We start from the raw sequence: 24903 nt of genomic DNA, 5'->3' as shown, positions 1-24903 counted from the left end.
AATTAGTAGCTGGCTTCTTTTTCAAATGCAGTTCTTTTTTCTTCTTCCTGTTTAAAATAAGCTTTTGCTTCTTCGATAAAATAATGGACGATTGGAGAAACCCATCTGCTTTTATGATAAAAAAGAAAGGAAGCGACTTGACCATGTTTCTTATCTAAACGCCGTGCAGATAATCGTCCCTCCTTTAATTCATTTTGAATGGTAATTTCCGGCACAAGAGCAAGTCCCAATCCACATTGTACACATTGCTTTATTGCCTCAATACTCCAAAATTCATGAAAAGAGGTTGGAGTAATATTTTCTTCCGCTATAAATTTATCAAAAATGGTCCGATAGGGGCAGTTGCTTTCCGAATAAAGAATAGAATTAGGCTGCATATGACTAGGGGAGGAAATGATACTCATATTTTCGTCTAACATTTTAATGGTTTCTAAGGAAGGATGCTTCTTGAATTCCAGATTAAGAAGCAAGGCAATATCTAAATCGCCAATCTCTACTAAATGCTGCAGTTCCTCGCATGTCCCCATTCGAACAGATAAATGAACATCCGGAAATTTCTCTTTATATGCCTGAATGATAGTAGGAAGACGGTAAACAGTTAATGATTCAGAAGCCCCAATCGTTATTTTTCCTTTTTTCATTCTCGAAGATTGATGCAGTTCTTTTGCTCCCTTATGCAGGCGCAGCATTTCATTTGCATAAGGAAGAAATGATTTGCCTAACTCTGTTAACGCAATGGATTTGCCGAGACGATCAAAAAGTGGGCCTTCTAGTTCCATCTCTAATGCTTGTATATGGGAAGTAATAGAGGATTGTGCATAGCCAAGCTGAGTAGCTGCCTTGGCAAAACCACCAGCTTCCACGATGGCCTTAAACGTTTGTAAATGGCGTATTTCCATATTGTATCCTCCTGTTATCGGTATAATCGATATTGTTTATCGTATATATCTATTTTACTGAATGATAAAAGACAAATACAATAGGAAATGAGAAATAATTAAAAAACATCAGGAATGGGGAAAAAGAATGAATCAAAGAAAAATTGGTTCCTTGACCTTAAGCGGGTTAATCATTGGACCGCTATTAGGATCAGGAATTATTTTATTGCCAACTATTATTTATGAAAATATCGGAAACTATGCAATCTTTGCCTGGTTCATTATGTCCATCATTGGCATATGTTTTGCATATGTCTGCGGAGAGTTAATGATACAGTTTCCAGGGGAAGAAGGGCTTGGTACTGCCATGGAAAAAGCATTTGGAGCAAAAATAAAAAATCTTTCATCTGTTTTTCTTATGATTGCTGCTTTGATGGGACCAGTCGCAGTGATGATGACAGCAGCTGAATATATTCAAACCTGGCTATTTTCAGGCAATATCAAAGTAGAATGGATTGCGTTTGTTTTACTCATCATGAACGGGTTGATACTGTTATTTCGTCTGAATTTTCTTGGGAAATTGTCTTTTATCATCTCTACATTTGCCGTATTGATATTAGTAAGTGGTAGTGTCTTTTCTTTAATAAACCATCCTTCTGACACTTGGGACTTTCCTGTATTTCATTATTCTTCCTTTGGTTATAGTCTCTTATTGCTTTTTTGGACAATAGTCGGCTGGGAGATTGTTGGGAATTATTCTAGTGAAGTGAAAAATCCAAAAACAACCATTCGGAGAGCGATCTTTTTTAGTGCGGCTGTCATTTTGGTTGTTAATTTAGTCCTTTCTGCTGCTGTTCAGTGGACAACATATACAGGTACGTTTACTATTCGTTTAACGGGGATTATGTATCCATTGTTTGGGCAGCTGTCTATTGGCTTATTGGCAATCGTCGCAACAGGACTTTGTATAACAACACATTTAATGGTTGTTGGTGGAGTAGCAAGACTAATAGCATCGTTATCAAAACCTATTTCCTCTCTCCATTTTCTAACTAAAAAGTTCTCTAATGGAGCACCATATAAAGCAATTGGTTTGCTTGTTTTTATCCATCTTCTGTTTGCCTTTTTAGTCTTATTAAAATTAGTGTCAGTAGAACAACTTGTCAGCTTGGCAAATGCCTTTTTCATTGCTAATGCTCTAATTGGTCTCTGTGCAGCAATTAAGTTATTAAAAAAACCGTTGTTAAAAGGAATGGCCATTATGTTAAGTATCCTGTTTGCCATCTTGCTATTACGCTCTTCCATTATTGTATTAGTCATTATCCTTATTTTAACTGGATTATTTAGCGGCTGGCACAAAAGAGAACTAACCCGCAAGAAAAGAGTGATGTACGATAAAAAAATGACCAAAATGTAGGCAAGATAAGATAAAATGGCTTATATAGTGAGTGACCGTATGCTATTCATTAAATATAAAGCCAAGGAGAAAAAGAAATTGATTGGAACATTATTTAACTGTTTTATGATTTTAGCAGGGTGCATGATAGGCAGTTTTTTGAAAAAGGGAATTAAAGAGGAGTATCAGGATATTTTAATGCAGGCAATGGGACTTGCTGCAACTGCACTTGGAATCCATTCCATTGTTCAATACATGCCAGACAGCAAATATCCTGTTCTGTTTATAGTCAGTCTAGCTATTGGTGGTTTGATTGGCGAAAGGTTAGATATAGAAAATGCTTTTAAACGAATTGTATGCAAATTCTCGAAGGGGAATCTGGCAGAGGGATTATCGACTGCGATTTTACTTTTTTGTGCAGGGACTTTATCAATCTTAGGACCAATTGAAAGTGCATTAAGAGGGAATCATACTTATCTATTTACAAATGCCATTTTAGATGGCGTCACATCGATTGTTCTATCATCGACCTTTGGATTAGGAATTGCTGTTTCGGCTCTCGTCTTATTTGTGTGGCAAGGCTTTTTTTACATAACAGCTGGCTTGCTTGCAAACTTTTTAACGTCTGATTTATTAGCAGAAATATCGATTATTGGCGGAATTCTTATCCTTAGTTCAGGACTTAGCATACTAGGAGTAAAAAAATTCAAGACCTTAAATCTGTTGCCGTCTTTGTTAATACCAGCAATTTGGTTTATGATTCTAAAGCTTTTTTAAACAAGCGAATTTTGTCTAAATCACTTTTGATTAAAAGTTTTTTATAAGGGTAATATACTTTTAGAACAGTTCAAGAGGTGATTATAATGGAAAACACAATTAGACAAGAAGAACTTGAAACGTTAAGAGAACTGATTAAAGATGTCGATACAGCCATGTTAACAACCGTTTCTGAAGAAGGGCTAGTCTCTCGTCCAATGAAAACGCAGGAAGTAGAGTTTGATGGTGATTTATGGTTTATAACAAAGAAAGATACCGATAAGTATGAAGAGATTCTACATGAAAATGAAGTGAATATTTCTTACGCAGGTAAATCCTATGTTTCGATAAGAGGTAGAGCGGAAATTGTAGAGGATATTGCAAAGAAAAAAGAGTTATGGAGTAAGGCCTACGAAAAAATCATGAAAGCGTCTTACGACGATCCGAATGTCGTCTTGATTAAAATAAAGGCAGAAGCAGCAGAATATTGGGATACCAGCTTTACAAAAAACATTGTTTATTTTTATAAAAGACTAGCAGGCAAAGAAGCGGAAAACACAGACATTAACGAAACAATTGAATTATAAGGAACCGTTAAAGCTCAGAGAAACTCTGAGCTTTTTTATATGCAGAGAAATGGGGACGTTTCTGCTGAGGGCAGAAATAGAAATAAGGAGAACCGTCCTCCCTGTATTTGTTAGTAAAGAAAATTAAAAAAATATGAAGAGTGTAAAGCGAACTTGAAGTTTGTCAAAGGATTATTAGGTGTTTGTTAATGATTGGTAAATTTGGCTATTTCGTTAAATTTGTATGGTTAAATAGGGATGTAATTCAATTGGGGAGGGGTTTGTTAGTGATTGCAGTAGAATTGAAGGACATTTCAAAATCATATGATAGACAAAAATCGGTAATTGATCAGATAAGTCTTTCCATAGAAGAAGGGGAATTTTTTGTGCTAGTTGGTCCATCAGGATCTGGGAAAAGTACATTATTACGAATGATTGCGGGTCTTGAAGAAATTTCTGGGGGCGTATTGAAGATGAATAATAAGATTGTCAATCACCTGCCTCCAAAGGAACGCAATTTATCTATGGTCTTTCAAAATTATGCCTTATACCCACATTTAACGGTTGAACAAAATATTCTCTTTGGTTTACGTGCCAAAAAAATAGACAAGTTAGAACAGCAAAAAAGACTACAGGAAACAGCTGAGATGATGGGATTAATGGATCTATTAAAACGTAAGCCGAAGCAATTATCTGGCGGTCAAAGGCAGCGGGTAGCTCTTGCTAGATCTGTTGTCAGTGAAGCTCCAATTTGTTTAATGGATGAGCCGCTTTCTAATTTAGATGCAAAGCTCCGTGCCCACATGAGAATAGAAATCCGCCGGTTACAAAAGAAGCTGGGCTTAACGATGATTTATGTAACCCATGATCAAGTAGAAGCAATGACAATGGGGGATCGAATCATGGTTTTAAATGATGGGAAAATCCAACAAGTAGGCGAACCGATTACTTTATATAATCAGCCAGCCAATTTGTTTGTAGCTTCTTTTATCGGTTCCCCGAAGATTAATTTAAGTAAAGGGAAAATAATAGATTATAAATTAGTGTTGGAGAGTGGGTTGCAAATTACTATGGATAAAGAAGAAATGTTAGCACTGTTGTCCTATCCAAATTTAACGATGGGGATAAGAGCGGAACATATTTTGCCAGCAGCTCCAGAAGAGAAAACACATACTTTAGAGGTTATCAATGTGGAGCAGTTAGGAAATGAAACGCTGTTAACCTTTGAAGTGGGTAAGGAGCTTTGGACAGCTAAATGGTTAGGGCAATGGCGGATTCAAGCAGGAGATCATGTACCAGTTCAGTTGTCCTCTAAGAATATTTGCTTTTTCGATTCTGAATCGGGAGCATTGATTCGACCAGCAATTGCAGCCAAAGAACAAGAGGTTGTTGGACTATGAGTGAGGTTGTATATCGGCAGGAAGTGGAACCTTCCATTGATTTTATAAAAGAAAAAAAGAAGCAGCGGTTACAGTATTGGCTGAAAGGAATGCTATTTCTATTACCTTCTATTCTATTATTTAGTGTTTTCTTATTTTATCCATTAGGAAGAACTATCTTTTTAAGTTTTTTCTTAACGGATAATCGAGGTGACCCAACAGTCTTTGTAGGGCTGGAGAATTACTTAGAAATTTTCAAATCTGCTATTTTCCTGCAAAGTTTAAAGTCAACCTTTCTTTTTGCTTTATACACAGTTCCAGGATCGATTATCGTCAGCTTATTCCTAGCGATTCTTGCAAATGAAAAGTTATGTGGAATTGGTGTTTTTCGAACCGTTTTTTCCTCTTCCATGGGGATTTCAGTTGCGGCAGCTTCTGTATTTTGGATGTTCTTATTTCATCCGACAATTGGGTGGCTGAACCGTATTGTAAAAACATTTGGCTTAGAGCCAATTGGGTGGCTGACCGATCCTAATTGGGCGCTTTTTTCTGTATCTATTTCTACCATTTGGATGAATGTCGGATTTACCTTCTTAATTTTATTAGGTGGACTTCAATCGATTGATTCTTATCTCTATGAAAGTGCAGATATAGACGGAGCCGGCTACTTTTATAAATTGAGACGAATTACGATTCCGATGCTTTCTCCCACTTTATTTTTTGTACTGACTGTAACATTAATAAATGCCTTTCAAACATTCGGTCAAGTAGATATGTTAACAAGAGGTGGACCGCAAAATGAAACGAATTTAATCGTTTATTCTATCTATCAAGAGGCGTTTATGAATTACCAGTATGGAACAGCAAGTGCACAAGCAATTATTCTATTTGTCATCATTCTGGTTCTCACTATTATTCAATTTAAGCTTGGAGAAAGGAAGGTCCATTATCAGTGACATTGCCAATTCATAAAAAAATTATCTTTTACATCTTCTTAATCGTTTCGGCACTGCTCATTTTTTCGCCAGCTATAATCGCTTTTTTAATGAGCTTTATGTCTTCACAGGATATTATGACAGGAAAAATAATTCCAACCGGATTAACATTGGACAATTATATAAAAGTGTTTGAACGCTTTCCCTTAATGCAATATTTATTAAATAGTTTTGTCGTTTCCCTTGTTATTATGCTCGGACAATTAATACTTGCTAGTTTAGCTGCTTATGCATTTGTCTTTTTAGAGTTTAAAGGGAGAGATGTAATCTTCTTTATCTTTATTGCAACCATGATGGTGCCATTTGAAGCATCCATCATCCCAAACTTTCAAACGATAAGGAATCTAAACTGGCTGGATCATTATAATGGTTTAACCATTCCGTTTTTTGCAACAGCCTTTGGTACGTTTCTCTTACGGCAAAATTTTAAACAAATTCCCAAAGAACTTAAGGAAGCAAGTGAAATTGCGGGAATTGGAGATTTTAAATTTTATTTAACGGTTGTTCTGCCAATGGCGAAAACGAGTTTGATTACACTAGGTGTGTATGGATTTGTTACTTCTTGGAATATGTATTTATGGCCACTACTGGCCACAACAAATGATAGTGTACGTACTGTTCAAATAGGGTTAAGACAGCTTCAATCACAAGAACAGTTAAATGAATGGGGCATTATTATGGCAGGAGCAATAATTGTGGTTCTGCCAACATTAATCCTATTATTTTTAGGCCAGAAAAAGCTTCAAAAGGGATTAACAGAAGGAGCTTTAAAATAATTTTTTTACAATATTTAACTATAAGATATTTAGGGAGTGTAGGGAAAATGAAGAAAACAAAACAGTTATTCAGTATATTCATGCTATCAATCGTTTTATTTATGGCAGGCTGCAGCAATAATGCAGAATCCTCTACTAGTGGTGAAAAACAGGAAGGACCGACTACGGTTACATTCTGGCATTCCATGGGCGGAGCAGCTCAAGAAGCATTGAATAGTATTGTAGAGGAATACAACAGTTCGCAGGATAAGGTGAAAATCAATGCAGAATATCAAGGTACATATGATGAGGCATTAACAAAATTCCATACAGTTGCAGGGACAGAAAGTGCGCCAACTATGATGCAGGTTTTTGAAATCGGCACAAAATCGATGATTAATAGTGGATTTGTGGAACCAATTCAGACACTCATTGATGAAGATGGTTATGATATGAGCGGTTTAGAAGAAAATATCACAAACTACTATAAAATTGATGACACTTTTTATTCGATGCCATTTAACTCTTCTACACCAGTTATGTATTACAACAAGGATGCTTTTAAAGCAGCAGGTCTAGATCCCGAGAAAGCTCCCGCAACATTTGAGGAGGTAGAAGAAGCTGGAAAAGCGATAACAAAAGCAAACCCAGAAATGAAAGGATTTGCCCTCCAAGCATATGGTTGGTTATATGAGCAATTATTAGCTAACCAAGGTGCTTTATTAATGAATAATGATAATGGACGAACAGAAACACCAACAGAAATTGGTTTTACGGATGAACAAGGAAAATCGATTTTTCAATGGGTAAAACGAATGATTGATGCTAAAACCTTTGCTAATTATGGTACGAATGGTGACAACATGGTAGCAGGATTCCTTGCAGGAGATGTTGCAATGTTTATGCAATCTTCGGCTAGTGCCAGAGATGTCATTGATAATGCGCCATTTGATGTAGGTGTTGCTTTTATTCCCCATCCAGAAGCTGTAGAAAGAAAAGGTGTGGTTATAGGTGGAGCAAGTCTGTGGATGATGAAAGATAAGAGTGATGAGGAGAAAAAAGCGGCCTGGGAATTCATGAAGTACTTACAAACAAAAGAAGTTCAAGCGAAGTGGCATGTTGGCACAGGATATTTTGCTATTAATCCAGATGCTTATAGTGAACAAGTTGTAACAGAAGCATATCAGAAAATGCCACAATTAAAAGTTACAGTGGAGCAATTACAGTCTACTAAGTCTTCTTATGCTACACAAGGTGCTTTAATGGATATGATTCCAGAGGGACGTCGCATTAGCGAAACAGCACTTGAGACAGTTTATAACGGTGGAGATGTCGAGGAGACGTATAGCAATATGGTAAAACAATTTAATGAAGCAATTGAAAAGGCGAATCGAGCTAGAAAATAATAGATAGTTTAGGAAACAGATTAATTTTTATACTAGTTAGTCTGTTTCTTTGCTATTAAAAAAGGAGAGGGAAGCATGAATCAAACCAAAGTTTACGGACACAGAGGCGCAAAAGGCAGGTTTCCTGAAAATACACTTCTCGGTTTTCAACAAGCGATACTACAAGGAGTAGATGGAATTGAATTAGATATCCATCTGACAAAGGATGGGGAAGTAGTTGTTATTCATGATGAATTTTTAAATCGCACAACCGACGGAATTGGCTTTGTAAAATCCTATACACTAGAAGAGCTTAAACAGTTTAGTGCGGGAAGTAAATTTTCCTCCCTTCCTGATTATGAAGAAAGCTGGATTGCAGAAAAAGTGCCTACATTAAAAGAGGTATTACAGTTGCTTGCTCCATACGATATCGAATTAAATATTGAGCTTAAAACTTATACATTTGCATATGAAGGAATTGAAGAAAAGACTCTAGCACTTGTGAACGAATTTGGAAATGGGCGGAAGATTGTTTATTCTTCTTTTCATTTGCCGACTTTATTAAGAATAAAGGGATTGGATCCATCTGCATCGATTGCCTGGCTATTAAATCAATTCATTTCCAACCCTCTTGATTATATAAAAAGCTTGGAATTAGAGGCTTTGCATCTACATAAAGAAATGGTGATTGATAACTTAAAAGATTGGCAGGAATTAAGAAAGCATGTAAGAGTATGGACAGTAAACAAAAAGGAAGAGTTGACTAATCTTATCGATGCAGAAGTAGAATCTATTATTACTGATTATCCAGAAATGGCCATAGCGATAAGACAAGAAAGGGCTGTGTCTGTTGAGTAAATTCTTAAATAGAAGCACCCTCCTGCTGATTTTAATTATCTCCCTTTCTGCTTGCGGAAATAATCAGTCAGTACAAACTATGGTCAGTCCATCTGTGACAGAACACGAAGAAACTCCAAGGGTAATCGCACATAGAGGGGCAAATGAATGGTACAACGAGAGTACCATTACTGCCTATCAAATAGCAGCTCAATCTGGCGTAGATTCATTAGAAATAGATTTAAGAATGACAAAGGATGGCGAGTTAGTTGCCATGCATGATGATACAATTGATCGGACTACAAATGGCAAAGGGAAGGTTTCTGATTACACATTAGAAGAACTAAGGGCGTTTCAAACAATCGAATCGGATAATAGGAAAGAGATAAAGGAAAAAATTCCTACATTAAAGGAAATAATCGATACTTTTCAAGATACACAAAAGTACTATATTGAGACAAGGCTCGTTGATGGAAAACTAACAATGGAAGAAAAACTAATTCAGCTATTAAAAAAGTATGAGCTTTTAGACAAAAATTTGGTAACGATCCAATCCTTTTCAGAAGAGAGTTTATTGAAAATTAAAGAAATGGCACCAGATACTGAATTAGCACTTCTTTTTCGCAAAGGCTCTTTTTCCCTAGAAAAAGCTAGTACGGTTGATTTTCCTATCATCGGCATAGAGTCTACAGATATTACAAAAGAGGTGGTAGACGAATTACATAAAAAGGAAAAAGAGGTACATGTCTATTTTACGAATAAGAAAACACAAAAAGTGGAACAAGAACGAGTTCACGAATTTGGAGTGGATGGCTATTTCACCGACTTTATTCATTTTACGAAAGAGATTTTAGCCATATAAAAAAGGGAAAATGGGTGTGAAGGAATTTATTCACGCCCATTTTTATTTTTATAAATATTACATAGTTAGCTTAAACAAATGTTTTTATATGTTTCGTTACATAGAGTCTTAAATATAGAGTCAGGCAGCGGGAAATAGCAATCATAAGCAATTTTTGCATAATCTCGCGCTTTATCGATATTATTAAGTTCCTTATAACAAAGAGCAATAAATATATCTTTGCTAAAATAAATAGCTTGGTCAACAGGATGGTTAGTATGTTTTGGTACATAAATTGTTTTTAAAATGTGGAGTGCTTCTGAATATGCCTTAGCAAAATACATCGCTTTTCCCTTTTGAAGCATATTCCAATTATCACCGGTTACTTTTTGAGTGTTTTCGTCAAAAGTTAAATATTGATCAATGATAGGCATTGCTTGATGGTATTCTCCCTTTACATGCAGTAAGTATTCCACATAAATTACATCACAGAGTTCTTCAAAAATTTTATCTTCTACAAATTCACCATATTGCTTTAGTTTTTTTAGGTAGTAATGAAATTTTTCTTCATCTCCCACTAGCAAGGCAACCACTGTAGCAAGCTTATAGATATCGTCTATTTTGTAGTAGAGTTTTTCTTTTCTCGAGTATTCCAATGCGCTTTCCACTGCTTCTGAAGTTGCTTTTATGTCTCCGATTGCTGAATATAAGGCAGCGATATGATAATCCATAGTGACTTTAGTCATAGGATCTATCTTTATATGGGTTGTTTCAATATGATGTCGTTCTTCCAAATAACATTGTAAAGCGTCTTGATAGCGGTGTTCCAAATAAAAGTTTATTCCTCTGAAGAATGCAATGTTTGCCCGATTAGCAGTAAGATTAAGCAAATCATAAATTAATGCTGCTTTATCACAATATAATGTCCATTCCTTTTTATTCAGACAAAATAGACTGCGGCTATAAATTTCCAATAAGCGAGCTGATTCATAGCTTTCATTCAAATTAGAGATATAGGGCTCAATTAAGGCGGTCAGTTTGGAGCATTGTTCTATGGTTTCCTCAGAGTGTTTAAAATAAATACGAAATTCTTCATGTATCTTTTCTGCTTCCTCTAATACTTTTCTTAATTCAACAATACTTACCTTTTCTAATAACTCTGATATATCAACGCCTAGTCTCTCCGCAATATATTCCAAACTCTCCATAGAAGGGCGCGCTTTATTATTCTCAATTTGACTAAGCATGCCTTTGGTTAATTTCTCTCCAGCTAATGCCTCTAGGGTCATTTTTCTTTGTTTTCGTAATGTGCGAATGCGTTCGCCTAGCATAATCGTACAACTCCTTCTTTCGATAGTTTAATTATATTAAACTTTTCCTTGAAAGGAAAGTTTTGGTGTGATATGATTTGTTTAATTTAATTAAACTTTTTGAAGGGGGACGAGGTTTTGGTGAAAGAATATTCGTTAGAAAAGAGAGCGGCCTACCATTTATGGACATTTGTCAGTAGTAAATTAATTGCCACAGCTGGGTCACAAATTTATACATTTGCAATTAGTTTATATATTTTGCATTTAACTGGCTCTTCGATGAGTTTTGCCGTAAATATGTTATGCAATATTTTGCCGCGGACACTTGTAGCACCTTTTGCTGGGTCTATTATTGATAGATATCCTCGTAAACATATTGCGATTACAGCGCAAACTGTCTCTACCATATCTATTGGTGGATTGCTGCTTTACAGTGTCACGATAGGATTATCTTTACCTGCTATTTATACAACATCTTGTATTTTATCTATTACCTCGATGTTTGCGAGCAATGCTTTTACTTCTTCTTTAACAGGATTAGTTGATGAAAGCCGCATTCAAAAAGCGTCTTCCATGAATCAAATTGCCGTTTCCATTGCGCAAATTGCCAGTCCTGCTATCGGTGGAATATTATTCGGTCTTGTCTCCATGTCTGTCTTTTTAACAATTTTTCTGATTGCTTCGTTGATTGCTGTTGTACTTGATTCCACGATGAATTTTACATTGTTTGAAAAGGAAAAAGAAAAGGCAGAACAACAGGAAACGGTTTGGATGAGTTTGAAGGCAGGATTAGTTTATGTTAAGAATCAGCCGCTATTAGTAGCTATTATTAGTATTAGTCTTATCGTCAATTTTATTTTTACTGCTTTTAATATTGGTTTCCCATATGTAGTGAATACAAAGCTACATATGCCATCTGTCCAATTTGGAATGGTAGAAGGTGCTTTTGCTGTTGGAACTTTATTGCTATCTATTTATCTTTCATTAGGAAAGGAATTTAAACAACCCTTCCAAGTAAGTAAAATAGGAATTATAGTGCTAGGAATATTAATGGCAGCTGCAGCTATTCCAATCTTCATTCCGATGCCGGCAGTCTCTATATTTATCTTTTACTTTATGCTAATGTTTTTGTTTGGATCTGTTAATATACTGGTTAATATCCCAATAATGGTATTAATGCAAAAGAAGATTGCGAATGAATATAAAGGAAGGGTTTTTACTATATTAGAGACATTTGCAATGGGAATGATGCCGGTTGGAACACTTATATTTGGTGTGTTATATGATTATGTTCCTGCACAATGGATTCTCTTGATAGCTGGTGCCTTATTGATTATATCTGTATTCATTCTTGCAAGGCCATCTGTGATGGAAAAGGCCGCAGAATCAGGGGATACAGTTCCGGTAACCAAACATAGAGCAACTTCTGTATAATAATGAAGTAAATTTCTACAGTTTCGTACTCAAAGTATTCTGCGATGAACCATGGTTTGCTGGCTTCTGATGGAGTAAAAGCTTTATCCAACAGAAGAAGCAAGAATGAATAAAATCTTCGATATTTATGCGAAAAAAGCAAAGGGAATATGGAAGCATTGTATGGAAAGTAATAAAGTGTTTGCTAATAAATCTAGCTATTGTCAGAGACATTTTTAAGATAATCGGGAATAAAAAGGGAACAGATAAAAAGCTGCATCCAAAAATCAAACTCTTTATACTAAGACTCTCCTTCCATAATAGGAGAGTTTTTTTCTATGGTATATATAAGATTAATAGGAGATAATGAATATTCTAGTTATAATAAAGAGGAAAGCTGATTATATTAGATTAGTTAAATGAACTTTAAGTAAAAGCAGAGGTAATGTTCATATGGATAAAAAGGTAAAAGATAAAAAAAAGGAGGAATATCGATCGGCAGAGGACAAAGCTGCTCGTTACTTCGAATCCCTTCAAAAGCAGTTAGTGGATAAGGCTTATGTGTTGCGCTTAACGAGCGACTTTCAAACATGGAAAATAAACCATATTCATTCTCCATCCATCCTTAGTTATTTTTCCCGAAAAAAAAGAAAACCACGAGTAAAAGGATATCGCCCTTATATAGAGTGGTTAAACTATGCAGGCAAACTAGATAACTATTTGCATAGAAGTGTTTCCTATCTATATATGCGCGATTTAGGAAAGACGCTTTCTTCTCCTTTCACACAAGAAAGAGTTAATGAAGCAGTTGGAAAGGTGAAAAATTATTTATTAAAGAAAGAAACAAAGGAAGATAATTTTAGTGTCTCCAGTATATACAAATTAGCTAAAAAAGCTGCTGTTGAACATACAATGATTTGGGTTATGGAAAAGCTGAAACGAGTGACTTCACATATTCCTGCTGGGATGAGCGTGGAGCATGCCCAGCGGAAAATCTTGAAGATTCTTGCAGGGGTCTTGATGCACGAATTAGAAGAAAGAAGAACCATGGACCTTTCAGACGAAGAGCGCCAGCTGCGACTAGAAAAAGCTATTAAACTAGGCTTCTATTATGGATTGACCTATCCTTTAATTGATGATTTGCTTGATGCCCATATTTTATCACCGGAAGAGGAAGAACGCTATTCTGCTCTAATCCGAAGTACCTTAGAAACAGGGATAGTCCCACATTTTGGATTGTGGCATGGAGAAAATAAAGAGCTTATTTCCTTCATCCATAATGAGTTAAAAGAAGCATTTGAATATATGAAAAAACAGCATGATAATCAAACATGGGAGCTATTTTTAAATCAATCCTATATCTTTTTTCATTCACAAGAGGTCGACAGAAAAAAGAAATTGACGGTTAGCACATACTCTAATGAAGAAATATATATCCCTGTAATCCTTAAATCTTCTGCTTCGCGACAGATTGTTCGCTCGTTAATGAATGCACCTGAGGATGTAGGCTATGATCAAAGAACATTTTATTATGGAATTTATAATCAGCTGGCAGATGATTTAGCCGATATGTTTGAGAATAAAAAGGATGGTGCTGTAACGCCTTATACGTATTATCTCACCTATTATCAAACGAGAAAGGACTTACTTAATCCTTTTGAAATGTATTGGACCGTCATTTCTTATTTGATTCACGATGTATACCATTCTGATTTAAAAACCCAAGAAGTCTTATTAGACCGTGCAGTTAACGGATTAAAACGACTAAAGGAAAAATTGGGAAGTGAGAAATATAATGATTTAATGGGAATTCTCACAAAAGATTTTCCCGTCTTTAATCGATTATTACAGCAGATAGTGGAAAAATCAGATGATGTCGACTTTTTCGATAAGTTATTACGTGATCATATGATTAGTATTTTAAAGGAAAATCACAGAGAACAAGAAGCGTTTTCTGAAATGATTCAATCAAGCAGGGTATCTATCGATAATATGCTGCCAATTACAGAAAATGCACAATTGAAAAAAGATATCGTGACAGAAGCAGCAAATTATAGTCTTACTGGAAATGGGAAAAGATTACGGCCGGTTATTACTAGTTTTATCGGGGAAAAAGAATGGGGACTAGATAATGCCCAAATCGCCCCCCTGCTGCGGTCAGTGGAATATATGCATACAGCTTCTCTAATATTTGACGATTTGCCATCACAGGATAATGCCGCAATGAGGAGAGGACGACCAACGCTGCATGAAGTGTATGATACTGCAACAGCAGAATTAACTGGACTATTCCTGACACAAAAGGCAATAGAAGAACAAGCTAATTTACGTGGTTTTGATGAATCCAGGATATTACAGCTGATTCAGTATACAACGAAAGCTACTGCTGATATGTGTAAAGGCCAGATAATGGATCTAGAATCGCGAGGAAAAAAACTATCTCTTCAAGAGCTGAATACTCTTTGTTTTTATAAGACGGGAATTGGGTTCGAAGCAGCACTTGTCATGCCAGCCATTTTAGCGGAAGTTCCAGAAGAGGTTAAGGATTTGCTGAAGAAATATGCTTATCATGCTGGGATTGCATTTCAAATAAAGGATGATTTACTCGATGCAGAGGGAAGTAAAGAAATATTAGGAAAAGAGTCTGGAATGGACAAAGACAATAATACGTCCACTTTTGTAAGTGTGCTAGGTGTAGAAGGTGCCAGAAAGGAAATGTGGGAGCATTATAGTTTAGCATTAGATATAGTCGATGCTATACCGAAGAAGACTAATTTTTTGAGGTACTTAGTAGATTATATGGTCAATCGAAATCGGTAATAATAAATAGATATCGATTGTTTAAAGGAGAATAGTGTGATGAAAATTACCTTTTTAGGAAAATATGGAGGTTATCCTGGGAAAGAAAGTCCGACTTCTTCCTTCTTAATGGAGTCCGCTGGATTTCATTTATTGGTCGATTGTGGGAGCGGCGTGCTAGCAAAGATGCAATCCTATGTGGATTTAAAAGATTTAGATGCGTGCATTCTTTCCCATTATCATCATGATCATATCGCAGATGTAGGCGTGCTGCAATATGCTATGTTAGTGGAATCTATACTTGGAAATCGCGCAGCAACTTTCCCAATTTATGGACATAAACAGGATAGCAAGTTTGAGGAATTAACCAACGATATTTATACAGAAGGGCGAGAAATTTCTGTAGGAAAAATATCTAATATTGGACCGTTTACTATTTCTTTTTGTGAAACGATTCATCCTGCCTACTGTTTGGCAATGAAGATCCAAGCAAATGGCAAAACCATTCTTTACACTGCAGATACAGAGTGGAAGGATGAGTTAGTTGTTTTTGCGAAAAATGCGGATCTCTTAATAAGTGAAGCAAGTATATATAAAGAACAGTTCGGCGTGGTAAGAGGACATTTAACTGGTGAAGAAGCTGGAAAGTTAGCGGAACTTGCCGGTGTAAAGCAGCTTTTATTAACCCATCTTCCCCATTATGGAGAACAGGAAAAACTGGTGGAAGAAGCAAAAGAAATTTATAGTGGTCCCGTTCAGTTGGTATATCCAGGCATGGAAATAGATTTTAAATAGCAGTAAAAAAAGTGTTGGTTTCATTTAATTGAAATCAACACTTTTTTTTGCACGGATATATCATTTTTACAAATTCATATTCTCCACCATTAGTATACTGAAGGAATGTAGCTTCCTCTTTAAAGCCTGCCTTTTTGTATAATTTTATGGCTCGATCATTAAAGACGGCAACAGCCAAGGTGATAAAAGCTGGAGAAAAGCGTTCCTTTATATAAGTGATTCCAGTAGCTAAGAAGGTATAGCCAAGCCCTTGTCCTGTTAGGTCTGGCCTTAAACCAAGGCCTATATCAATGGTGTCGTTTTCTTCCTGATGGATACTAAAAAAGCCAATGAGTCGATTGTTTTCTGTAACAGCATAAACTGAGTCAGCTCTTTTATCCCTATCAAGAAATTCTGTTAAATCCTCTTCATCCGCTTCCATATTATAAAACGCATACTTTCCATCATAATGCCAGTTAAAAGCAATTTCCTCTGCTTGCTCTTGGGTAATAAGTTGAAATGAATACATAAAGAAAAACCTCTCTTTTTTTAATCATAACATATAGAAATATTTTGATAAATGAGAAATTATTCTTCCTCTCGTCTAGTTGAACAGGCTATACTTAAGAAAATAAGAAGGGGGCATCAGACAAATGGAAAAAGAAAATCAAAATCTATTTCATATAGAAGAAACAACTATTTTTGAAGTACAAAAGGCTCTGGATTCGGGGCAGATTACTTCATGGGAGCTAACAAAACAATATATAGAACGAATCAAGACATTTGATTCGACATTATGCTCCATTAGAGAAATTAATCCAGATGCATTAGCAATTGCTGCTGAGCTAGATAAAAAAAGACAAGAAGTGGATCAAATTGGCCCCCTTTACGGTATTCCAGTCATCATTAAGGATAATATTGATACAAAGGATGCGATGGCCACAACGGCTGGCTCGATTGCTTTAGCAAATAATTTTGCCAGTGAGGATGCCTTTATTGTAAAAAAGCTGCGCGAAGCAGGAGCGATTATTATAGGCAAAGCTAATTTATCCGAATTTGCCAATTTCATTACGGAATTAAATATGCCAAATGGTTATAGCTCATTAGGCGGCCAGGTAATGAACCCGTATGGGCCAGGAGTATGGGATGTTGGTGGTTCAAGCTCTGGCACTGGAGCAAGCATTGCTGCCAATTTTGCTGTGGTAGGAATAGGGACAGAAACATCTGGTTCGATTCTTAGTCCTGCTAGCAACAATTCCCTTGTTGGTATTAAACCAACGTTAGGTCTCATTAGCCGGACCGGAATTATTCCGCTGGCGCATAGCCAGGATACGGCAGGGCCGATGACTAGAACGGTTCAAGATGCCGCTATCTTACTTGGAATAATGGCAGGAGTGGATGAAAGAGACGAGGTGACATTAACAAGTATTGGTCAGCCTAGGGATTATACTGCATTTTTAAAAGCAGATGGTCTGAAAGGAAAAAGAATTGGAGTTGATCGTTCCTTCTTACCAAGAGAGGAAGAAGAAGTTGCATTATTTAATAAAGGGTTAGAAGAATTAACACAGCAAGGTGCTATTTTAATAGATATGACGATCCACCGTGAAAAATTTGACTCCATTGTTCTTTATCATGAGTTTAAATATGGGATAGATAATTACCTGCGTAAATGTGCAGAAGAAGTTCCTGTCCATTCATTAAAGGAAGTAATTGAGTTTAATAAAAATCATTTAGATGTTGTAAAATATGGCCAGACTATTTTGGAATACTGCGAAACGTTAAATGGAGATTTAAAAGACCCTACCTATAAGGAACATCGGGATACAGATATTCGATTATCCGCTTTGGAAGGAATAGATGCAGCGATAGAAAAATATGAATTAGATGGTTTAGTATTCGCGAAATATGTAGGCTGTGAGCTGCCGGCAAAAGCAGGCTATCCATCGATTACTGTACCAGCTGGTTATACTCCGAAAGGAAAGCCGATGGGATTAACCTTTACTGGAATAGCTTATAGTGAACCGAGCCTGATTGAAATGGCCTATAGCTACGAACAAGCAACAAAGCATCGTGTCCCGCCAGCTTTAGCATAGAAAAGGCCGGAGAAAGAAGGATATATTAAAAAAGAGAATAGGCAGAGAAAGTGATGGCATTAAACTCCGTCTATTCATTTTTTGAAAAATTCCTTATTAAAAATCAAAGTAGAAGAAGCAGGTTTTCACTAAATAGCTACATGAGACTAGACTTCCTCATCTTCTTCATTTAGTCACGCTCCGTTTAGGCATAAGCTAATTGGCAGGATAATATATTAATAGAAATGATTATAGTTTACTAGCTATCTAAATAGTTTGTCCTAGATTGATTTTCGTATATAAGCTATAATAAAAACAAAAAGAAAGCTCTTACATTCGAATCATATAACCAAAAAGAAGTAGGGAAAAACGGCTGTTAGTAGAAGATGAGTACTAACAAACGGTTAACAAAATAAGAGGATTTCATGTTTTTAAGGAGGAAAAGCAATTGACTTTATCACGTGTACTAGTTGGTATTTTTAAAAGTTTTGAAGAAACAAAGGAACAGCCTAAGGTTCCTGAATTGAAGACTCGTTATTATAAAAAAAGCCGCGATCGCTTAATGGAAACGATTAAGAATGTAGTCGAAAGAAAACTGACAAATTGGGATCTGAAAAAAGTAGATATGGAGAGAGGAGAAATCGTACTCAGCAAAGGCTCAAGCTTAATGATTGTGACTGTTTACAAATTAGCAGGAATGCAATCAGCTGTGGATGTTTATTGCTCAAAGGAAGGAACTTTGGGTGATTTCGGCTCAAGCTATAAACATATTCAACATTTTTTTAAAGCACTTCATACAGAGATACAGCCAGAAAAAGGGTAAATGTCAATAAAACTACATTCAATTGGAATGGAAGTGGATAAAAAGTGAAAATTTTAATTACCGGGGCAAATCGAGGCTTGGGAATTCATCTAGCTAAAACTGCTTTGAAAAGGGGACATACTGTGCTTGCCGGAGTTCGAACGGTTCAAGAAACTTCTCCTATTAATCTCTTGAAAGCAAAATATCCAGATCATTTACATACATATTACCTTGATGTCACTCAGGAAAAATCAATTATCAAAGCGGCTGAACTTGCTGCCAAGGATGTTGGAGCCATTGATGGGATTATTAATAATGCAGGAGTGTTAACAGAACGAGGGAAAAAGATCGAAGAATTAGATTTCAAGCATGTCCAATTTACGATGGACGTCAATGTATTAGGACCAATGAGAGTAGTGAAGCATTTTCTTCCGCTTATATATGAAGGCGAGGATAAAGCTATTATTAATATTTCTTCCGAAGCAGGAAGTATCCAAAACGCCTATGGAGGAGATTTTCCGTACGGTATTTCCAAAGCGGCACTGAATATGTTTAGTGTTCAATTATCAAGATATGTAAATGAAAAGAATATTACGGTATATGCTATTCATCCTGGCTGGATCAAAACGGATATGGGTGGGGAAGATGCAACAGGCTATCCAGACGAGTCGGCAAATGGGATATTAGATATTTTAGAAGGGAAAATCGTCGGAACGAGTGAATTAGGTTTTATTGATTTTAAAGGACGGGAAATGAAAATCTAAATAATATATAGATAGTATCAGAAATGGGCGGCACGATGCAAAGCTATTTCTGATTTTTTTATGAATGGAAACTCTTTTAAACGAAATGATAAAAGAAAAATCCCCACTTTTTGTAGATTCCCATTATAATAGAAATATTATTTATAATATTCTGTTGATTTGTTTTGGAAGGAGAATCTGATGAACAAGGAAAGAATCGTAACAATGCAGCTTTTAAATCAAATACATATGGAAGAACTGCTTTCTCTAGCGACTATTGTCGGCTGGGATTATGATAAGCAAGAAATCCGCACCTTACTTGCTTCGGGGACGGTCTTTGGGCATGTTAATGATAAACGTACTGTGATATCCTGTGCTGCAATTATTCCATATGGAAGCAATTTGGCATCTATCGGTATGGTTATTGTTCATCCAGATTATAGAGGAATTGGTTTAGCCAAGGAGTTATTAGTTACATGTATGAATCAGGTTTCAAAAGATTCTGCCCTTATGTTAATTGCCACACGAGAAGGAAGACCAGTCTATGAAAAATTGGGATTTAATGATTATAGTCATGTGACAAAACTACTTGGAGAAGGGCAGCAGTGCAGACAATCGCTAAATGGTTATACGATAAGCCCATATCAGTCAAAAGATTTTAAAGAAATGCTCAAATTGGACAAAGAGGCATTTGGCTGTGAGAGAGACCTGCTTCTAAAGAATAGACTTGAGCAGGCAAAAGAAGTAATAGTGATAAAGAAAAGTAATTTGATTGTCGGCTACGCTGCTGCGGTAAAAAAGCCTGCTAATCTCGTAATAGGTCCAGTTGTTGCTCAAAATGATGAACAGGCTATGCTTCTTATACAAACAATCATCTCTAACAATAGGGGGATGATAAGAATGGACGTAGTAGAAGGGAAAAAAGAGATAATAAAAGCACTCGTAGAATTAGATTTTCAAGAAAATGATCGTCCTCCGGTAATGGTTAAAAATAGCGAAGCGTTTCCTGAGAGAAATGGCAGTCTTTATGCGATTGCAGCCCAGTCTTATGGATAAAGGATTTAGATTTGCCAAATAAGAAAGAGGTTTTTGGATGAGTATAAAGCTAGAAGAATTATTAAAGCTCCCTTCCCTGCGTGAGGCAAAAGTAGTTGCAGGGAAAGAGGGACTAACAAAGCTAGTTTCCTCTATTTCGGTTTTAGAATATACGGATGTAGCTTCTCTGAAGGAAGATTTGTTTAATAATGATGAGTTTTATGGAAGTGAAATTGTTATTTCTGCCTTGATCATGATTAAAGATGATGTTGAGGCACAATGCAGAACAATTGAGCATTTGCATAAAGTAGGGGAAATTGGCTTAATCTTATATTATGTCGGTGTTTTTCTCCCGAAAATTGATGAGAAAGTTATCGAATTAGCAGATACACTCGGTTTTACATTAATTGTTATGCCTGAAAAGCAAATGTCTTTGCGTTATAGTGAAGTTATATATGAAGTCATTGAAGCGATTGTAAAGAATGAGATGGCTTCCCCTAGCTTTGTAAGTGAGATGGTTGAGCAAATATCTGGAGTACCACTTCCTCAAAGAAATATGGACACTGTCTTAAAAATACTGGCTGACCGTACTCGTTCTTCTCTTGTATTAGCCAATAAAAATAACCAGGTCATCCATGCAGTCACATGGCCAAGAACAAGTACAATGAATATCTTTGAAACAGTTGAGCAATATAAAGAATTGTCTGTTGACCAAGTTTTGGTGAAAAGAAATGGCGACCAGCCTTTATATATATCAAAAAAAGTAATTGCCCAAGAAGGAATCCCTTTTTTAAATTTATATATTTTGAAGGAAAAGGATCCTTTAGTTCTTGATACAGCTGTTCAACTAGCAGAAGTCGTGCAAGTATTTATTAATTTATGGGGAAAACACTACGATGAAATAAGTACAGCAGAGCTAATGAAGGCGATTATGAACGATGAAAGTGTAAAGATGCGACGTCTGGCCAATATATTAAATATTGATGTCACAGCTATACATATGATGTGGATTGTGGAAACGAACAATATGGAGGAAGAGCAACTGCTGAAGAAAGTGAAAGAATACGTCAGACAGAATTATCATGTTTCATTGGTTGATTTTTATAATGGTTTTCTTATTATCCTAGTAGATGATTCTATTATTCAAGAAGATCCCTTTCAGTCAGCAAATCGATTGTTAGCTTTGTTGGATGAAAAGGAACAGAACTTTACGATAACTATTTGTCAAAATATGAACAATACAACAGAGGTTCAGCAAGCATATACGAACTGTAATGAGTATTTACGGATAGCGAAAATTATTTATCCGTATAAAAAAATATTTACCCTGCAAGAAATGAATTTTTCTTTAGAGTGTTTTCAGATTATTAATAGCGGAGAATTGGCAATTGAGAAAATATTGCAGCCTATTTCGCCTATAAGAGAACATGGCAACCAAGCAGAAGAGCTCTTAAGTACACTTACGGTATATTTATTAGAAGGTAGTAATCGTTTTCAGGAAACAGCTGATATTCTTTACTTACATAAAAATACGATAAAATATCGAATTCAAAGGATAACCGAAATTCTCAAATATCCTGTTACGAAATCACCAGAAGTTTTTCAGTTATACAAAGCTGTCGCTGTTTATCGAATGTTAGCACAAATAAAAGAGCAATAGAAAAAAGAGCATTTTTGTTCAATTAAACAAAGAATGCTCTTTTTATTTTTCGGTTCAGCTAAATACATATAGTTTCGTTATCGATATAATAAGTTTTAATTACATAAAGGAGGCGTGAAAATGAGTGATAACAGAGACGGAAATCAGGAGGCACAATCATGGCAGAGTCTAGCTTTTCTATGGACGGGCTCGATGATTTGTATACCTAGTTTATTAATAGGCGGTACACTAGTTAGTGGTATGCCTTTATGGGAAGCTGTCCTTGTCGGGTTAATAGGGTATGGAATTATTGTTGTTTTAATGATCTTTCAAGGAATACAAAGCAGTGATATACACAAGCCGACCGTTAGTGTCGCTTCGCAAGTTTTTGGAGAACAAGGCTCAAAGAAAATAATTTCGATTATATTAGCTGTTGCATGTCTGGGCTGGTTCGGAATACAAGCAAATGTGTGTGGGGCAGCATTTTCCCAATTTTTAAGCGTATATGGGATTAACCTGCCAGTACCGCTTTCTTCCCTCATATGGGGCATCATTATGCTGTTATCAGCCATTTACGGGATTAAAATACTGAATATTCTAAATTACGTTGCAGTTCCCATTTTGCTTGCAGTCTGTGTCTATGCAGTTGCGGTTTCTTTAATGGGTGACGGTGTTGCACAAATAAAAAATTATATGCCGGCTGGATCCATGTCCTTTTTATCTGGACTTTCTATTACGATTGGTTCATTTGCGTTAGGTGCAGTTATTGCAGGGGATTATTCTCAATATGCGAAATCACGTAAAGATGTTGGCAAAGCTGCATTTATTGGGATATTGCCTTCTGGAGTCTTAATGATCACTGTTGGGGCTATATTGACCCTTACTGCTGGAACTGCTGATATTACAAGTGTATTTACAGAACTAGGACTACCTGTTTTGGGAATTATTGCTCTTATCTTAGCAACCTGGACTACGAATGCAGTAAATGCCTTTTCTGGTGGAATTGCCATTATCAATGTATTTAATATTTCAAAAGAAAAAGAACGGATAGCAGTTGCGATTGCAGGTGGTGTAGGCACACTTCTTGCTGTGGTTGGAATTTTAGATTATTTTGTTCCGATTATGTCCGTGCTTTCTGCCATGATTCCTCCTGTCGCAGGGGTAATGATTGCTTCTTATTGGGTTATTCAAAAAGGGGACAAATCAAAATGGGCTAGTAAAGAAGGAATAAATTTCTTAGGAGTAATCTCTTGGCTTGTTGGGGCAGCGATTGCAGGCATTCCTGTTATCTTCTCTTTTTTTCCAAGCTTACCACAGCTGCCAAATCAGCCATTGATTGGAATGGTTATTTCCTTTGTATGTTATCTAGTAGCCAGAAATATTATCGTTCAAAAACAAGTATCTATTAATCAATAATCACAACTGGAGGGAATCACATGCGATATTTAGATGAAGAAGCGATTGAAAATATAGCAGTTGGAGCAGCATTTCTAGGTACAGGGGGTGGAGGGGATCCTTACATAGGAAAAATGATGGCTCTTTCAGCGATAAAAGAAAATGGTCCCGTTCAACTTTTGTCACCCGAAGAAGTAGAAAATGATGATTTTTTTATCCCAGCGGCAATGATGGGGGCTCCATCTGTGTTGATAGAGAAATTTCCAAAAGGTGATGAATTCGTACGTGTATTTAAAAAACTAGGTCAATATTTAAATAAAGAAGTAAAGGGAACATTTCCCATGGAAGCAGGGGGAGTCAATTCCATGATTCCTATTGTAGTTGCTGCCCAGTTAGGATTGCCGCTCATTGATTGTGATGGAATGGGACGGGCATTTCCAGAACTACAAATGGTAACCTTCCATCTAAATGGCGTTTCTTCTACACCGATGGCTATAACAGATGAAAAAGGAAATATTGGTATTATGGAGACAATTGATAATAAATGGACAGAACGGATTGCTAGAGTAGCTACCGTTGAAATGGGTGCAAGTTCATTAGTTAGTATATATCCATGTACAGGGGAGCAGTTGAAAAAATATAGTGTGAAAAATATTATTACCTTATCTGAAAAAATTGGACAAATTATCCGCTCCAATACAAAGGATGAATTAACCAAACTACACGAACTCTTAGATACTACTAGTGGATATCATTTGTTTGATGGGAAAATTATAGATGTTGAACGAAACACAATGGGAGGGTTTAATAGGGGCTGTGTAACATTAGATGGATTGGAGCAATTTACCGGAGAAGAAGTACAAGTATTTTTCCAAAATGAAAATTTAGTAGCCCAAAAAAATGGAAAACCATTAGCTGTGACTCCTGACCTCATTTGTTTAGTAGATTTAGAAACATTAAATCCAGTTACGACAGAAGCGCTGAAATATGGAAAAAGAGTGAGGCTGCTGGCATTGCCTTCTGATCCCCAGTGGAGAACAGAGAAAGGGATTGAAACAGTAGGACCAAAGTATTTTGGTTACGATATTTCCTATACACCATTAGAGGATCTTGTGAGAAAGGAAGTGTGATAG

At 36.2% G+C, this 24903-nt stretch carries 22 protein-coding genes; 19 read left to right on the top strand and 3 right to left on the bottom strand.

The features are described 5' to 3' along the window. Window positions 1-2: 2 nt before the first annotated feature. The gene (locus BCI01S_RS14790; protein ID WP_047941517.1) at window positions 3-899 is read right to left on the bottom strand and encodes a LysR family transcriptional regulator; all 897 of its coding nucleotides are present in this window, start codon (window positions 897-899) and stop codon (window positions 3-5) included. A 127-nt stretch (window positions 900-1026) separates the two neighbouring features. Between BCI01S_RS14790 and BCI01S_RS14785 the strand changes: the two genes are divergently transcribed. From BCI01S_RS14785 to BCI01S_RS14745, 9 genes are all read left to right on the top strand, one after another. Next, complete coding sequence (locus tag BCI01S_RS14785) at window positions 1027-2295, top strand: APC family permease (RefSeq protein WP_061799720.1); 1269 nt, start codon at window positions 1027-1029, stop codon at window positions 2293-2295. A gap of 78 nt (window positions 2296-2373) precedes the next feature. Then, complete coding sequence (locus tag BCI01S_RS14780; RefSeq protein WP_061799714.1) at window positions 2374-3051, top strand: DUF554 domain-containing protein; 678 nt, start codon at window positions 2374-2376, stop codon at window positions 3049-3051. 86 nt (window positions 3052-3137) lie between these two features. Then, window positions 3138-3617 (top strand): pyridoxamine 5'-phosphate oxidase family protein, encoded by a 480-nt coding sequence (locus BCI01S_RS14775; protein WP_047941520.1) that lies wholly within the window; start codon window positions 3138-3140, stop codon window positions 3615-3617. Between the two features lie 266 nt (window positions 3618-3883). Next, window positions 3884-4996, top strand: a complete 1113-nt coding sequence (locus BCI01S_RS14770) for an ABC transporter ATP-binding protein (protein ID WP_061799818.1) — start codon at window positions 3884-3886, stop codon at window positions 4994-4996. Then, a complete protein-coding gene (locus BCI01S_RS14765; protein WP_061799709.1) occupies window positions 4993-5931 on the top strand; it encodes a carbohydrate ABC transporter permease in 939 nt (312 codons plus the stop codon). Before BCI01S_RS14770 ends, BCI01S_RS14765 begins: the two co-directional genes overlap by 4 nt. Then, window positions 5928-6746, top strand: coding sequence for a carbohydrate ABC transporter permease (locus BCI01S_RS14760; protein WP_082810071.1), 819 nt, complete (start codon window positions 5928-5930; stop codon window positions 6744-6746). The genes BCI01S_RS14765 and BCI01S_RS14760 overlap by 4 nt, the downstream gene beginning before the upstream one ends. A gap of 47 nt (window positions 6747-6793) precedes the next feature. Continuing rightward, window positions 6794-8131: an ABC transporter substrate-binding protein gene (locus tag BCI01S_RS14755; RefSeq protein ID WP_061799706.1), complete on the top strand. Its 1338-nt coding sequence runs from the start codon at window positions 6794-6796 to the stop codon at window positions 8129-8131. A 75-nt stretch (window positions 8132-8206) separates the two neighbouring features. Continuing rightward, complete coding sequence (locus tag BCI01S_RS14750) at window positions 8207-8968, top strand: glycerophosphodiester phosphodiesterase (RefSeq protein ID WP_061799703.1); 762 nt, start codon at window positions 8207-8209, stop codon at window positions 8966-8968. Continuing rightward, window positions 8961-9809, top strand: coding sequence for a glycerophosphodiester phosphodiesterase (locus BCI01S_RS14745; protein ID WP_061799699.1), 849 nt, complete (start codon window positions 8961-8963; stop codon window positions 9807-9809). Before BCI01S_RS14750 ends, BCI01S_RS14745 begins: the two co-directional genes overlap by 8 nt. A gap of 65 nt (window positions 9810-9874) precedes the next feature. Here the strand turns inward: BCI01S_RS14745 and BCI01S_RS14740 are convergent, their stop codons facing one another. After that, window positions 9875-11119 carry a helix-turn-helix domain-containing protein gene (locus BCI01S_RS14740; RefSeq protein WP_061799696.1) on the bottom strand — a complete coding sequence of 415 codons (1245 nt, stop codon included), beginning with the start codon at window positions 11117-11119 and terminating at the stop codon, window positions 9875-9877. Between the two features lie 120 nt (window positions 11120-11239). On the opposite strand from BCI01S_RS14740, the gene BCI01S_RS14735 reads away from it, so the two are divergent. The 3 genes from BCI01S_RS14735 (at window position 11240) to BCI01S_RS14725 (ending at window position 16105) form a co-directional block, all read left to right on the top strand. Beyond that, a complete protein-coding gene (locus BCI01S_RS14735) occupies window positions 11240-12532 on the top strand; it encodes an MFS transporter (RefSeq protein ID WP_061799812.1) in 1293 nt (430 codons plus the stop codon). Window positions 12533-12964: 432 nt separating this feature from the next. Further along, the gene (locus BCI01S_RS14730) at window positions 12965-15331 is read left to right on the top strand and encodes a polyprenyl synthetase family protein (RefSeq protein WP_061799690.1); all 2367 of its coding nucleotides are present in this window, start codon (window positions 12965-12967) and stop codon (window positions 15329-15331) included. Window positions 15332-15370: 39 nt separating this feature from the next. Continuing rightward, window positions 15371-16105 carry an MBL fold metallo-hydrolase gene (locus BCI01S_RS14725; protein WP_061799683.1) on the top strand — a complete coding sequence of 245 codons (735 nt, stop codon included), beginning with the start codon at window positions 15371-15373 and terminating at the stop codon, window positions 16103-16105. Window positions 16106-16139: 34 nt separating this feature from the next. Here BCI01S_RS14725 and BCI01S_RS14720 read toward each other — a convergent pair whose 3' ends face one another. Continuing rightward, on the bottom strand, window positions 16140-16613 hold the full coding sequence (locus BCI01S_RS14720; protein WP_061799677.1) for a GNAT family N-acetyltransferase: 474 nt from the start codon (window positions 16611-16613) through the stop codon (window positions 16140-16142). 124 nt (window positions 16614-16737) lie between these two features. Here BCI01S_RS14720 and BCI01S_RS14715 point away from each other — a divergent pair, with 124 nt between their 5' ends. The 7 genes from BCI01S_RS14715 (at window position 16738) to BCI01S_RS14685 (ending at window position 24900) form a co-directional block, all read left to right on the top strand. Beyond that, entirely contained in the window at window positions 16738-18177 is a 1440-nt protein-coding gene (locus BCI01S_RS14715) for an amidase family protein (RefSeq protein ID WP_047941531.1), read from the top strand. Between the two features lie 427 nt (window positions 18178-18604). Next, window positions 18605-18979, top strand: coding sequence for a hypothetical protein (locus BCI01S_RS14710; RefSeq protein WP_047941533.1), 375 nt, complete (start codon window positions 18605-18607; stop codon window positions 18977-18979). 44 nt (window positions 18980-19023) lie between these two features. Next, entirely contained in the window at window positions 19024-19722 is a 699-nt protein-coding gene (locus BCI01S_RS14705) for an SDR family oxidoreductase (protein ID WP_061799672.1), read from the top strand. Window positions 19723-19902: 180 nt separating this feature from the next. After that, on the top strand, window positions 19903-20757 hold the full coding sequence (locus BCI01S_RS14700) for a GNAT family N-acetyltransferase (protein WP_053215632.1): 855 nt from the start codon (window positions 19903-19905) through the stop codon (window positions 20755-20757). A 37-nt stretch (window positions 20758-20794) separates the two neighbouring features. Beyond that, on the top strand, window positions 20795-22396 hold the full coding sequence (locus BCI01S_RS14695; RefSeq protein ID WP_047941536.1) for a PucR family transcriptional regulator: 1602 nt from the start codon (window positions 20795-20797) through the stop codon (window positions 22394-22396). Window positions 22397-22516: 120 nt separating this feature from the next. Beyond that, window positions 22517-23791: a cytosine permease gene (locus BCI01S_RS14690; protein WP_047941537.1), complete on the top strand. Its 1275-nt coding sequence runs from the start codon at window positions 22517-22519 to the stop codon at window positions 23789-23791. Window positions 23792-23811: 20 nt separating this feature from the next. Continuing rightward, window positions 23812-24900 (top strand): S-methyl thiohydantoin desulfurase family protein, encoded by a 1089-nt coding sequence (locus tag BCI01S_RS14685; RefSeq protein ID WP_061799667.1) that lies wholly within the window; start codon window positions 23812-23814, stop codon window positions 24898-24900. Window positions 24901-24903 lie beyond the last annotated feature (3 nt).

Source organism: Niallia circulans NBRC 13626, assembly GCF_001591585.1.
In the GTDB taxonomy this organism is placed as follows: Bacteria; Bacillota; Bacilli; order Bacillales; family Cytobacillaceae; genus Niallia; species Niallia circulans.
Note: the sequence above shows the minus strand (reverse complement) of the source record. Positions and strands in the feature narration are given on the sequence as shown.